The organism is Paenibacillus sp. J22R67, from assembly GCF_059692175.1.
Window position 1 is genome coordinate 187,331 of sequence record NZ_JCAUAX010000003.1, and the last position, 13,789, is coordinate 201,119.

At 46.1% G+C, this 13,789-nt stretch carries 11 protein-coding genes; all 11 read left to right on the forward strand.

Going from position 1 to position 13,789, the window contains the following annotated elements:
• The 11 genes from AC58VC_RS12895 to AC58VC_RS12945 all read left to right on the forward strand — a co-directional run bounded on the left by AC58VC_RS12895 (position 1) and on the right by AC58VC_RS12945 (position 13,657).
• Positions 1-2,136, forward strand: coding sequence for a glycoside hydrolase family 31 protein (locus AC58VC_RS12895; protein ID WP_497369171.1), 2,136 nt, complete (start codon positions 1-3; stop codon positions 2,134-2,136).
• A gap of 51 nt (positions 2,137-2,187) precedes the next feature.
• The gene (locus AC58VC_RS12900; RefSeq protein ID WP_497369172.1) at positions 2,188-3,207 is read left to right on the forward strand and encodes a response regulator transcription factor; all 1,020 of its coding nucleotides are present in this window, start codon (positions 2,188-2,190) and stop codon (positions 3,205-3,207) included.
• A gap of 113 nt (positions 3,208-3,320) precedes the next feature.
• Positions 3,321-5,024: a cache domain-containing sensor histidine kinase gene (locus AC58VC_RS12905; protein WP_497369173.1), complete on the forward strand. Its 1,704-nt coding sequence runs from the start codon at positions 3,321-3,323 to the stop codon at positions 5,022-5,024.
• Between the two features lie 135 nt (positions 5,025-5,159).
• Positions 5,160-7,055: a PrkA family serine protein kinase gene (locus AC58VC_RS12910; protein WP_497369174.1), complete on the forward strand. Its 1,896-nt coding sequence runs from the start codon at positions 5,160-5,162 to the stop codon at positions 7,053-7,055.
• Between the two features lie 307 nt (positions 7,056-7,362).
• Positions 7,363-7,488, forward strand: a complete 126-nt coding sequence (locus AC58VC_RS12915) for a hypothetical protein (protein WP_497369175.1) — start codon at positions 7,363-7,365, stop codon at positions 7,486-7,488.
• An 84-nt stretch (positions 7,489-7,572) separates the two neighbouring features.
• Positions 7,573-7,788 (forward strand): hypothetical protein, encoded by a 216-nt coding sequence (locus AC58VC_RS12920; protein WP_497369176.1) that lies wholly within the window; start codon positions 7,573-7,575, stop codon positions 7,786-7,788.
• 448 nt (positions 7,789-8,236) lie between these two features.
• The gene (locus tag AC58VC_RS12925) at positions 8,237-8,683 is read left to right on the forward strand and encodes a hypothetical protein (protein ID WP_497369177.1); all 447 of its coding nucleotides are present in this window, start codon (positions 8,237-8,239) and stop codon (positions 8,681-8,683) included.
• Between the two features lie 402 nt (positions 8,684-9,085).
• Positions 9,086-10,252: an ROK family protein gene (locus AC58VC_RS12930; RefSeq protein ID WP_497369178.1), complete on the forward strand. Its 1,167-nt coding sequence runs from the start codon at positions 9,086-9,088 to the stop codon at positions 10,250-10,252.
• Positions 10,253-10,268: 16 nt separating this feature from the next.
• Positions 10,269-11,276: an asparaginase gene (locus tag AC58VC_RS12935; RefSeq protein WP_497369179.1), complete on the forward strand. Its 1,008-nt coding sequence runs from the start codon at positions 10,269-10,271 to the stop codon at positions 11,274-11,276.
• Positions 11,277-11,361: 85 nt separating this feature from the next.
• Positions 11,362-12,690: an ABC transporter substrate-binding protein gene (locus tag AC58VC_RS12940; protein ID WP_497369180.1), complete on the forward strand. Its 1,329-nt coding sequence runs from the start codon at positions 11,362-11,364 to the stop codon at positions 12,688-12,690.
• A gap of 79 nt (positions 12,691-12,769) precedes the next feature.
• Positions 12,770-13,657, forward strand: a complete 888-nt coding sequence (locus AC58VC_RS12945) for a carbohydrate ABC transporter permease (protein WP_497369181.1) — start codon at positions 12,770-12,772, stop codon at positions 13,655-13,657.
• Positions 13,658-13,789 lie beyond the last annotated feature (132 nt).

Below are 13,789 nucleotides of genomic sequence, written 5' to 3' on the forward strand. Positions count from 1 at the left end.
ATGCTGATCAATAATTGGGAGCAAACAGCGCCAGGGATATGGCGTTTGACAATCAAAGAGCCCGAGGGGATCACCCCGCTAACCTGGATGGGGGTTTCGCCTAAGGATGAGGTTTTGCAGCAAATGCCGCAGGTAGAACCGCCCATTGCCTGGGATCGTATTCAGCTTGAGGAAGCAGGACGGAACTTCATTCTGTCCTTTCCGCTGAATCGGACCGAGAAGCTGTATGGGACAGGCCTTCAGCTGCTGCGCATGAATCAACGGGGAAGAACCCGTTATTTGCGTGTAAACAGCGATCCTAAGCAGGATACGGGTGAAACACATGCGCCCGTCCCTTTTTATGTGAGCGATCAGGGGTATGGTGTCTGGGTGGATACATCACGTATTGTAACGATGCATCTCGGCTCATCTTTGAAGCAAGAGGATACGCAGCATGAAGAGATTCGTGATCGCAATACGGATAAGGGATGGAAGGCAACGCCGGTGGCTTCTCGAGTGGAAATCCAGATTCCTGCCGAAGGCGCAGTTATCTATTTGTTTGGCGGGCCTACCCTCTCAGAAGTGGTAGCTAGATACAATTTAATGTGCGGGGGAGGCGTCTTGCCTCCGAAATGGGGACTAGGTTTCTGGCACCGCGTTCCGACGCTATACAGCGATCAGCAAGTGCTTGAAGAAGCCGAGCAGTTCCGTCTTCACGATATCCCTTGTGATGTCATCGGACTGGAACCTGGCTGGCACAGCCACAGCTATCCTGTCAGTTATGAATGGGAAAAAAGCCGGTTCCCTGAGCCCGCTAGCTTTGTAGATGAACTGGCACAAAAGGGCTTCCGCGTGAACCTCTGGGAGCATCCTTACGTTTCGCCTCAGAGCGAAATGTATGCAGATCTGCAGCCGCTTTCGGGGACTCATACGGTGTGGGGCGGGCTTGCGCCGGATTACTCTTTGCCAGATGCGGCTGAGCTCTACAAGAAGCAGCATGAGGAACAGCACATCCATATCGGAGTCTCCGGGTACAAGCTGGATGAATGCGATGGCAGTGAATTGACGAACAATTCCTGGATGTTCCCGGCACATGCTCGGTTCCCATCTGGCTTGGACGGCGAACAGATGAGACAGATGTATGGGTTAATGTTTCAAAAAATGACGGCGGATCTGTTCCGAAGCCAAAACCGCCGAACGTACGGACTGGTCAGAGCCTCGAATGGCGCCGCCTCGACGATGCCTTATGTCCTGTACTCGGATTTATATGATCATAAGCAGTTTATTCGGGGCATATGCAGCTCTTCCTTCAGCGGACTGCTGTGGACACCGGAGGTTCGCAGGGCGAGAAATGCCGAAGATTGGGTTCGGCGGATGCAAACCGTCTGTTTCTCGCCGATGGCGATGCTGAACGCATGGGGAGACGGGACGAAGCCGTGGTCATACCCCGAAGTAGAAGGAACCGTGCGGCATTATATCAAACTGCGGATGAAGCTTCTGCCGTATTTGTATACCGCTTTTGCCGTTTATCGCGAGCAGGGAATTCCGCCATTTCAGGCGATGCCGTTTGTTATGACGCCAGCTGAGATTGCCGTAGCTGAAGCCAAATTAGCGACAGATGAGCAGCAGCTGTTGAATACGACGGATGCCGCGTACGGCAAGAAGAAGGCAAGAGAATGGGACGACCAGTACATGGTCGGTGATGCGCTGCTCGTAGCTCCTCTGGTCGAGGGGGAAACAGAGCGTGAGGTGCTTCTGCCAGCAGGCATTTGGTATGGATTAGAGACTGGAGAGCGGTATATCGGCGGTTGTGTGATCCGGGTGCAGGCGGGCCTTGAGCAGATCCCTGTTTTTGTGAGAAGCGGCTCCATTATTCCAACGACAGCTGCACTTCCGCATGTTCCGGCACCTGGGACGCCTATGGAGATTGAGTTGGTGCATTTTGGTACCGACCCTGGCACAGCTAGGCTTTATGACGATGATGGCGAAACCTTTGATTACGAGCAAGGTAAGTGCAGTTGGTTTAACTTGTCTGTCACGGTAGATCACAATGGTCAATACACCGGTGCTTGGATTGGAGAAAATGATGAATCGTCATCCTATCAGACCGTCACTTGGCGTTTCGCGCAAACACGTTTGTTGATGAACAAGCAGTAGTAGGTTATCATAATTGGATTAGCAGCGCAGAGAGCATGAGGAGGTCTGGACATGCATGTATTGATCGTAGATGATGAACCTGTTATTCGCAGAGGGATGGTAAAAATGGCGGAACTGTACACCCCTGCTTTCTCCAAAATTCAGACGGCCGAGAACGGCGAGGCTGCTTTGGAGCAAATTCGGGTGTCAGAGCCTGATCTGGTGTTAACGGATGTTCGCATGCCCAAAATGGACGGACTTGAATTATGCAAAATTATTCATGAGGAATTTCCTCATATTAAAACCGTTGTCATATCCGGTTACAATGACTTTGAATATGCACAAAAAAGCATGAATTACGGTGTCAGACACTATTTATTGAAACCCGCGACCAAAAGCGATGTTCATGACATGCTGGATCAGCTGATCAAAAAACCGAAACACGGTTATTTATCCCCTTCGCGTTATATCGAGTGGATCGATCAGATGGAACAGCAAATATGGGCGTTACAAATGGAGGAATTCAGGAATCTCATCATAGGCTGGCGCGAATATTGCCTGTCTGCGAATATCTCGCTAGCCCAGCTGAAAGAGCTGCTGGATGATTGCAATGCGCTTCTTGTGAAACGCTTTCAAGCTCGCCATTACTCGCCTGCTTCCGTTCCGGCTCATCTGCAGGCGGATAGCGTGAAAGAAGCGCTAGACGCGTTTGAGAAGGGGCTTTTGAAGATGATCAGCGGGCTGCAATCCGTCCGCAGCGGTCATTTCAAAGATCCGATGGAAGAAGCCAAGGCGTATATCGACAGCCGGTTGTCAGAGGATATTTCTTTGGATCAAGTCGCTGCTATGGTTGGATTAACGCCGACGTATTTCAGCTCGCTTTTCAAAAAGATCACGCAAGAGACCTTTGTCCAATACCGGATTAACAAACGAATGGCGAAGGCGAAAGAAATGCTCTCCGCACCGCATGTTCGAATCGTTGATGTTGCAGCGGATGTAGGGTATGACGATTACCCCCATTTTACCAAAACCTTTAAGAAAATTGTCGGCGTTTCCCCGACGGAATACCGCGCCAGTTTAGGTATCAAATGAAAATAAGGGGTTTTACGAAGAAAATATTTGCTTATTTCCTCATTGTTATTATCCTTTCACTTAGCTGTGTAGGTATCTTTTCCTATATCATTACTTCTGGAGAACTGGAAGAAATGGTAGAAAATCAAATGAATCAAATTGCCGGCAACGCCGTTCACCATACAGATCTGTATCTCCAGGACTACGAACGCTCGATTGTCTCGTTGTTAACGAATAGACAGATTATGGAGTTCATTGATCTGCCTGCCACAAGGGAAGAATATGACTATTATTTGTATCGTAAAACAATCCGCGAATTTAGCGTTGATCCTTTGTTTATACGTAATCCCAAACTCGCTTCTGTCTATCTGATCAGCGATAAGAAGAACGCGGTTTACTATTATAATAATGTGAATGAGCAATCCTTCAATGCCGAGGACATCCAAAAGCAGCGCGATTATTTTCTCGCGAATACGACGGCTGACGGACAATTAAGCATCTTGAATCACACGATCATCGAAGGGCAAGAGAATCAAATGCTAACAATCGTCCGCCGTATTCGCGGCTACACGTCACCGGAATTGTCCGGTTTACTTGCGATTGAGATGCGGTCTGCCGATCTATCAGCTCTGTGGAAAGGTATCGATTTAGGGAAGTATGGGTACCTGTTTATCATCGATGATAAAGGGCGTTACATCTATCACCCGGATGGGTTAAAAGTCGGCAAGACCGTTCCGAAAGCTTTTTCTGAAAAGCTGAATCAAGCCGGTTCGCATTCCTTTGTCGACGCCTATGAAGGCGATGAGCGCATGTATGTAAGCCGCAAATCGGAGTCTTCCGATTGGCAGCTCGTTGTGTCCATGCCGCTTCGTGAGCTGCGCAAGCCGCTCTCCAACATCCGCTCGACAACGCTGGTCGTTGGTCTATTCACTTTGATTTTGGCGATGCTGCTTGCTTACAGATTCGGCAAATCCATTGCCAAACCCGTTCAAACGCTCAAATCTGGCATGCGGGAGACGGAGAAAGGGAATTGGGCCACGATTCCTCTCCCTCCTCACCGGGATGAGATTGTTGAGCTGATGGTCCGCTATAATTTGATGGTCAAGCGGCTTTCCGAAGCCGTAGACCGGGTCGTACAAGTGGAATTAAGCAATTCCGAAATTCGTATGGAGCGCCAGAAGGCCGAATTTCAATCGCTTCAGCTGCAGATTAATCCGCATTTTATGTACAACACGCTGGAGACTATTGTTTGTTACGCGACTATTCAGGACTCCGAGGAGATATCTGAAATTGTGAAGGCTTTGGCTTACATGCTGCGCTACTCCGTTCAGACTAATCTGGAGGAAATTACGGTAGCTAATGAGTTGAAACACGTTATGTATTATTTGGTCGTATTAAGGCATCGCATAGGTCGGGAGTTCGAGATTGATGTGGCGATTAAGCCTGAATATTTGCTTCACGTTATGGTTCGTTTGACACTGCAGCCGCTAGTTGAAAATGTGTTTCAACATGCATTCCCTGACGGCCTGGAGGATTATCATGTTGTCCGGATCGATGGAGGGGTTAGTGATGGCATCTTTTGGATCAGTGTGGAGGATAACGGCTCTGGGATGTCAGAAGCGAAACTTATGCAGCTCCAAGAGAAGTTGAATACCAATAGACTGGCTGATGGCGAAGTGGATGAAGCGGGTAAAAAGGGCGGCATCGGCGTTTTGAACGTTCACCGCAGGATTCAGATGGTCTATGGCGAGCAGTATGGACTGCGAATTGAAAGCAAGCTTGAGCAGGGCACCAAGATGATCATGGCCATGCCGGCTTTGCCGAGAAAGCTGGAGTAGGTGTTTCTTGTGAAAACTAATTCTCATAAAAATTTCGGGCAAGTTCTCTTCTGTGGGTGCATAGGATTGTAGTACACAATTCACCATCACGAGCTGACCTATATTTTGAAAAGGCAGCAGTGAAAGGAGGTACCCATGGACATATTCAAAAGAATTTCGGAGCATCGTACGGAGAAGGATGCATTGGGCTGGACCGGTACGTTCGCGGAGTACATAGAATTGCTTCGCAACAATCCTGGACTCGCAAGAACTGCACATTCCAGAGTCTATGATATGATTGCTTCGCAAGGGATTAATGATCAATCCGGGCACAAGTCTTACAAGTTTTTCAACCAAGAGATTTTTGGTCTGGATCGAGCGATTGAGAAGCTGGTAGAAGAATATTTCCACTCCGCTGCCCGTCGATTGGATGTTCGTAAACGTATTTTGCTGCTAATGGGTCCTGTAAGCGGTGGTAAGTCCACAATTGTGACTATGCTAAAACGTGGATTAGAGCAGTTTTCCAAGACAGATTTGGGGGCCGTCTATGCGATTAAAGGTTGCCCGATGCACGAGGAACCGCTTCATCTGATTCCGATGGAACTGCGTCCCGAGATCGAGCGAGAGCTAAATGTGAAAATTGAAGGCAGCTTATGTCCTTCCTGCCAAATGCGTTTGAAAACCGAATACAATGGCTGCATTGAAGACGTGATGGTGGAGCGTGTGTTTGTATCAGAGGAAGGTCGTGTCGGTATTGGGACATTTAGCCCTTCAGATCCGAAATCACAAGATATCGCCGATCTGACGGGAAGTATCGATTTCTCGACGATTACGGAGTTCGGTTCCGAATCCGATCCGCGTGCTTACCGGTTCGATGGGGAGCTCAACAAAGCCAATCGCGGGATCATGGAGTTCCAGGAAATGCTGAAGTGCGATGAGAAGTTCCTCTGGAACCTGCTTTCACTTACGCAGGAGGGGAATTTCAAGGCGGGACGCTTCGCGCTCATTAGTGCCGATGAATTAATCGTTGCTCATACCAACGAAACCGAGTACAAATCCTTTATTGCGAATAAAAAGAATGAAGCGTTGCAATCCAGGATGATTGTCATGCCGATTCCGTATAACCTTCGAGTAACCGATGAAGAGAAAATTTACTACAAGCTCATTGGACAGAGCGATATGTCGCACATTCACACAGCCCCGCACTCGTTACGTGTGGCTGCGATCTTCTCCATCCTGACCCGCTTGAAGGAAACGAAGAAGCAAGGGATGGATTTGGTCAAAAAGATGCGGATGTACGACGGCGAAGTCGTCGAAGGCTACAAAGAGGCCGATCTGAAAGAAATGCAAAATGAATTCCAAGAAGAAGGCATGAGCGGTATTGATCCACGGTATGTTATCAACCGGATTTCGAGCGCTCTAATTAGGCAGGATCTTCAGTGCATTAATGCGCTGGATGTACTTCGTGCCCTGAAAGATGGCCTGGATCAGCATCCGTCGATTACGAAGGATGAGCGTGAGCGGTATCTGAACTTCATCTCCGTCGCGCGTAAAGAGTACGATGATATTGCCAAAAAAGAAGTGCAGAAGGCCTTCGTCTATTCCTTCGAAGAGTCAGCCAAAACCATTTTCGACAACTACCTCGATAATATTGAGGCCTACTGCAACTGGGGCAAAATCAAGGATCCGCTCACCGGTGAGGAGATGGATCCAGATGAGCGTCTAATGCGGTCCATCGAGGAACAAATCGGCATTTCTGAAAATGCCAAAAAAGCGTTCCGTGAAGAAATTCTGATCCGTATTTCCTCCTATTCCCGCAAGGGCCGGAAATTCGATTACAGCAGTCACGAACGTCTGCGTGAAGCTATTGAGAAGAAGCTGTTTGCTGATCTGAAGGATATCGTGAAGATTACGACATCGTCGAAAACACCGGATGAGAAGCAGCTGAAGAAGATCAACGATGTTACGAAGCAGTTAATCGATGAGCATGGATATTGCCCCGTTTGCGCCAATGAGTTGCTGCGTTATGTGGGAAGCTTGCTGAACAGATAAACAAGAGTTTTAAGCCTGAGGCGCTGGCGGCGCTTTGGGCTTTTTTTTTTTGGGTAGGGCAGGCAGGGGGCGGGGCAACAGAATGGGATGGGCTGTTTGGAATTAACGCCGATTCCTCCTGCTATTTACCGCATATTAGCCGCTTTTTCCTATTTAACTGGATTTTCTACCGTTAATTCAGATGAATTTACCAGATTCATCCAAATTTTTACAAAATAGATGGAGTTCCTACCGCTATTTCATTCGCTGCCACTGAGCCGTGTAGATTAATGGTAGTTTTTCCATCTAACTCAGCTGAGGCGCCTTCATGGATCGTCTCGATGGAACTCGCCCGCCAACATCTCCTGTGAACATTCATGCATGCATATTAGGCTGGGGCCTCTATGTGCTCATGGTGCTGGGCAAGTTGGGCACACTCGCATTTATTAAGTAAATAGGAACACGGAATCTAGCAATCTATCATATACTATTTTAACTTCTAGTAAGGGAGGTGTAACAGACAATGAAAGTGAACTTCATGAAAAAAACGGGGATTGTTTTCTTGTTTTTTATAAGCTTAATGGCTGTGCTCATGACTTGGCAAATGAATATATTATCAAACTTTGGGGGGATATGCATAATCGGATTTTGTTTCGGCGCAGCAATGCTCATGTGGTTGGATGTGCTGGAAGTCAACGAGGCTATTCAACGATCTGTAAAAAAGGATGACAAACGAACAAAATCCGAACACTGAACCTCCAAAGGACAATTCCCCCCAGAAAAAATCCAATGAACCGAATAAATCATCAGATCTTTTCGGATTTGGCAGGATGATGGACAAACTTCCCCTTCACAAGCTTTCAGCGCGTATGGCGTATTGTATGTTTTTTGACTTGCTTCTCCTCCTCTTTGTAATCATTTTGCGTATAACGGGAACCAAAGTGAATGAATTCCCCAATGCATGGGATTTTCGATTTATTGTCATGACGACGATTATTGTCTTTTTTATTGGGCTTTGCGATCTTATGAGTGTTAGAAAGAAATAGGTTGAATGGTAAGTATTAAAGAAAAATTTGTAAAGGAACAATGTACTTCGGGTTTTATTTTTCGCCCAATTTCAGCGATCTATTCACCAACTAGGCATTCACACACATACAGTGTATTAGGCATTTCAACTATACAAGAATGTGAGTGATCCTTTAATGACGAATCCTGAAGAACAAGAATTTCGTCCGCCGGTTGGTGGCGGTTTACATGGCGGTGGAGGCATCGGACACGGTGGAATCGGTGGACCAGGTGGCCCTGGGCATGGCGGTATAGGCGGTATTGGTGGTATAGGTGGCCCTGGTGGCATCGGTGGCATCGGTGGCATCGGTGGCATTGGTGGCATTGGCGGTCCTGGGCACGGTGGCTTTGGCCCTGGATTTGGCCATGGACCGATTGGTCACATTGGACCCGGCTTCGGCGGCCCTGGATTCCATGGCGGCTTCTACCCTGGCGGTGGTTTCAACAATGCACTTCCATGGCTAGTAGCTCCTATTGTATACGGTGCGGCTGATCCCTACTATGGATATCCTCCTTACGGTTATCCATACCCTTATCCGCCTAATCCTTACTATCCATATCCACCAGGTTATCCTGGGATTTAATTCGACCGCTATAACCGAGGATATTCTCTCAGGGGAATCCTCGGTTTTTCTCCATTTCTTGAGAAGTGCTTAAAAACTGAGCCGTAGAGGGGCTGGATTAGAAGACGCAAAACTGAAAGAGCATTAACCATGTCATATAAAATGACAATATTCAAGGCTTGATATCGGGTTCATTAAAAAAATTATATGAAACTAATGATTTTATGTTATATTACATGACATAAAAATCAAAATTTCTTGACAGAACATAGATCTCTTGATATTATCTTATTATTAACATGATGTGATTAATTATTGTCTTAATCCTAATAATTTTCGCTAGTTTTATATAAATTAATTCAATTATTTTATTTTATTTGTCTAATTAATAACACCAATGGATTAATAAAAGGTGGTAAAGAAATGGATATTAGCAAGCACGATCAGGAGTTTATAAAGAAAAAAAATAAGAATATGGTACTCGACCTCATTAAGAGCAGTCGCCCGATATCCAGAGCGAAGATTGCTAAGCTCACCTCGATGAGCGCCACTTCTGTAGGTCGCATTGTCAACGATCTTTGTCAAATCGGTCTCGTCAAGGAGACGGAGCAATACTCTTCAGGTGTAGGAAGGAAAGCGACGATGCTAGATATTGATGCCGGTTCCGTGCTCACGATCGGTGTCGAAATGGATAAAGGATTAATCAGAGTAGGGATCGTCGACTTTGATGGTCACATGATTGCTGAGAATAGAATCACGAAACTTTATCACTTGGATGAACCGGTTAAGGTGGCTCGTGAGCTTTCCGAATACATTCAAGAGCTTATTGATCACAATGAGATTGTTATTTCTAAAATCATCGGAATCGGAATTGGCGTTCCGGGAATCATCGATATGGATAAGGGAACGATTGTATTTTCTTCACAATTAGGATGGGAAAATGTCAATTTCGCTGCTTTGGTAGAGTCACATCTCCATATTCCGACTGTTATCGATAATGACCTGAAGGTCAAGGCGCTGGGCGAAACGTACTACGGCTTCGTCAAGGATTCCAAAAGAGCGGTATTGCTTGGTTTTGGTAGCGGAGTCGGTTCCGCGCTCGTCATTGATGGTACGGTTTACCGGGGAGAATCGAATATCGCGGGTGAGATTGGTCATTCAACCGTTGACCCGAATGGCATGCTGTGCGAGTGTGGGAAACGCGGTTGTCTTCAAACTTATATTGCTGATTTCACCATCATTCAGGAAGCCAATAAAGTTAAACCTATAACAAGTATTAAAGAAATATTTGACAGTGCACACAATAATGAGACATGGGCCGTGCAAATTATTGATCGTGCCTGTACATATATCGCGATTACCGTCAGCAATGTTGTGTGCATGTACAACCCGGACACGATCATTCTTGGTGGACATTTGATCGAGCAGCATGTGGAAATGCTTGAAACTGTGAAGCAAAAAGTAAATCAGTTTATATGGGGGCCATTTAACGGAACGTATAAGCTGGTAAGTTCCAAACTGCAAAGTAATGCAGTTATTATCGGAGCGGCAACCCTCGTGTTGCAGCAACGATTGGATCATGAAATGTAACCTAGGAGGAAGTCATATGGACCAAGTATTGCTCGAAGAGTATCGCGGAGAAACTTTAGAATGCGTGCATCGGGGGCACATTTGTGGAGTTTCTTATACGGGGGAAGTGAAGTATGTTGTCGGTGATACGAACGCAGTCACGTTCCTGAGATCTGCTGGCAAGCCGTTTCAAGCAATTCCTGTGCTGCGCCATGGTGCTGATGTGCACTTTGGGCTAACCGGTAAGGAAACGGCAATCATGATGGGTTCACATCGTGCCGAGCCATTTCATGTTGATGCGCTCGAGTCGATGCTCAAGAAGATTGGCGTGGCGGAAGACGGGCTTGTATGCCACCCGACTTACCCGCTTAGCGTTTACGCGACGGAGGACTTGCTTCGCAATCAAGCGCCTAAGCGTTCGATTTATCATAATTGCTCCGGCAAGCATCTGGGGATTTTAGCCTTGTGCAAAATGATGGGATATCCCTTGGAGACCTATTATGAGCCTCAGCACCCGGCGCAGTTAGAGATATTGGAAACGCTCTCGTACTTGTCGGAATGCGCGATTGACCAGATTGGGCTTGGCACAGATGGCTGCGGTTTCCCCGTATTTGCCATTCCTTTGAGGAATTTGGCAACAGCCTTTCTCAAGTTGGCCTGCCCAGAACTTATTGAGGATGCAGCGATTCGTACGGCTGTTCAGAAGATGGTTGGTCTTATGAATGAGCACTATGAGATGGTTGCTGGTTCTGACCGCATTTGTTCAGCTCTGCTTATGGATACGAACATTGTCGCGAAGGGTGGGGCCAAAGGCGTCTATTGCTTCGGGCTAAAAAAAGAAAAACTTGCCTTCGCCTTGAAAGTGCTGGACGGTTCCGAGGATGAATGGCCGTTAATCGTCGCATCGATTTTGGAGCAAATCCATTATGACAATATCAACACGATTCAGAGCATGTATGAACTCGCCCCCATAGAAATCAAGAATGATAACAAGAAAATTATCGGTCGCAACACAGCTGTATTCGCACTTCAAATTCACTCATAAGTGATATGAGCATTGTCGGACAAGCACAAATAGCGCTCCGACAAGTTACATATATAATTTCGAGGATCAATCGGGAGGGGTTATTTTGAAAAAAAGAATGTCAACAATGGTGATGAGCATGGTTCTTGTGCTGACGGTCGGACTTGTCGGCTGCTCCAGCGAACCTGCAGGAAGTTCAAGTAATGCGGCTCAAAGTTCAGGCAAAAAAGAAAAAATCACGTATTTAGATCCGCTTCCAAGCCCAGAGCGAACAGCACTCATGCAAGATTTCATCAAACAATTCCAAACCAAAAACCCGAACATTGAAGTCGAATACACTTCCGTTCCTTGGGATGATGCGAATAAGAAATGGATGGCTCTCGGTGCTGCCAAACAGCTCCCTGATGTCATCAGCATCGACGATACATCTCTCGTAGCTATGTCTGCCGCCGGTTATATCGAAAATCTACAGCCTTATTACGATAAATGGGATCAAGTAGGCAACCTGACCGAGGCGTTCAAGCAGGCAAGAAACAAGTATCAGGACAAGGTATATTCAATTCCCGATGGATTTTTGCTGCAAGGTCTATTTATTCGTAGCGACTGGTTCAAAGAAAGTAACTTGCCGGAGAAAATCGATACATGGGACGATTACTTCAAGCTTTCCCAGCAGCTAACGGATGCTTCCAAAGGAAGATATGGTATTTCATTCCGAGGCGGCGCGAACGGTGTTCTTCGGGCCATGGAATACGTTATGGCGGCGACGCATAGTGAGGGTTGGTTCGATAAAGACGGCAAATCGATTCTTTACAAACCGGAAGCGCAAGCGGCATTCAAGAAGTTTTATGACATCTATTTAAATGGTAATTCTCCTAAGGAGTCGATCAACTGGGGCTTTAATGAAATGGTGCAGGGCTTCTTAAACGGGCAGACGGCCATCCTGAATCAAACCCCTGAAGTCATTATTACGGCTCAAAAGAACATGAAGGAAGGCTCATGGAACGTCGTTCCGATGCCAAAATCTGATGACGGCAAACGTTATATTTTCTGGGGTTATACAGCTGCATACGCGATGGCAGCCAACTCCGAGCACAAAGATGCGGCTTGGAAGTTTATTCAGTTTTTAAGCTCCCCTGAGATCAATTTACAATATAGCATTAAAAACTCGAGCATTCCGATTTATAAGGACAATCTGAAGGATCCGTTTTTCAGCAAAGGTCCAATTGCCGGATATGCAGGTGCTATGGCGGACTCGAACATTGTATTTGCCGGACCGCCGAGCCATCTGACCAAGCTGGGGCAATTCTCAGGTACATTCGCTGTACAAGAAACTCAAAAATATTTGAGTAAAACGCAATCCTTCGAGGATACAATTAAGCATTTGGCTGATTTCCTAACGAAAGAGCAACAAGAATATTTGAAAAATAATAAATAAGAACATCTAGAAGCAGACAACCGAGGCGGAGTTCTGTCCCGGTTGTCTTTTCCTTATCCGAAAGGGAGGTGAAGCGGCTTTGAAATTGAGATTGAAACTATGGGAGCCTTACTTGCTTATTGCTCCTGCCATCCTGATCCTGTTAGCTTTTTTTGCATATCCGCTGCTCCAAGGCTTTAAGCTCGCCTTTATGCATTATATTTTGTTTGAACCGAACGACGTTCGTTTTTCTGGTTTGGAGAACTTTAAAGCCATACTTACAGACAACAATATCGTTCGAATTTTGTGGAATTCTTTACTGTGGGTCGTTTTGACGGTTGGTCTGCAATTCGTTCTCGGGTTTATTCTGGCACAGGCTTTGAATACGAAGTTTAAAGGAAAAAACATCTACCAATCGGTTGTATTTCTTCCATGGGCGGTCTCTGCTTTTTTGATCGGGATGATTTTCAAGTGGATGTTCAGTGAGCAAAACGGATTGATTAACTATCTGTTAATGAAGATGGGAATCGTGGAGAAAGGCATTTCGTTTTTGGCGCTTCCTGGCATTTCGATTTTCCCCATTATTATCGCGATGGTTTGGTACGGCGTACCGTTCTTTGGAATCATGCTGCTGGCCGCTTTGCAATCAGTGCCCAAGGATATTTACGAATCCGCAGATATCGATGGTGCTGGCAGATGGACAAAGTTATTTTATGTGACCATTCCATTCATTAAGTCGACGATTATCCTTACTGTTTTACTTCGAGTTATTTGGGTGTTCAACTCAGCGGATCTTATTTATATCATGACAAATGGGGGGCCAGCTAACACTTCGCATAATCTGTCATCCTACATATTCAATCAGATTTCATATACGACGGACTTCGGGCAAGCATCCGCGCTTGGCGTACTCATGTTGATTATCCTAATTGTATATACGTTAATTTTCCTTCGTGCAACCAAATATGACGATGCAGGTGATTTTTAAAATGACTTCCTTCGGACGAAAAGCGGCTCCTGAATTAGTTAGATTTGTTGTATTGTTGCTTTTTGCATTAGGTACATTGCTTCCCTTTTATTGGATCCTTGTGACTTCTTTAAAAACAAGACAAGAAATATA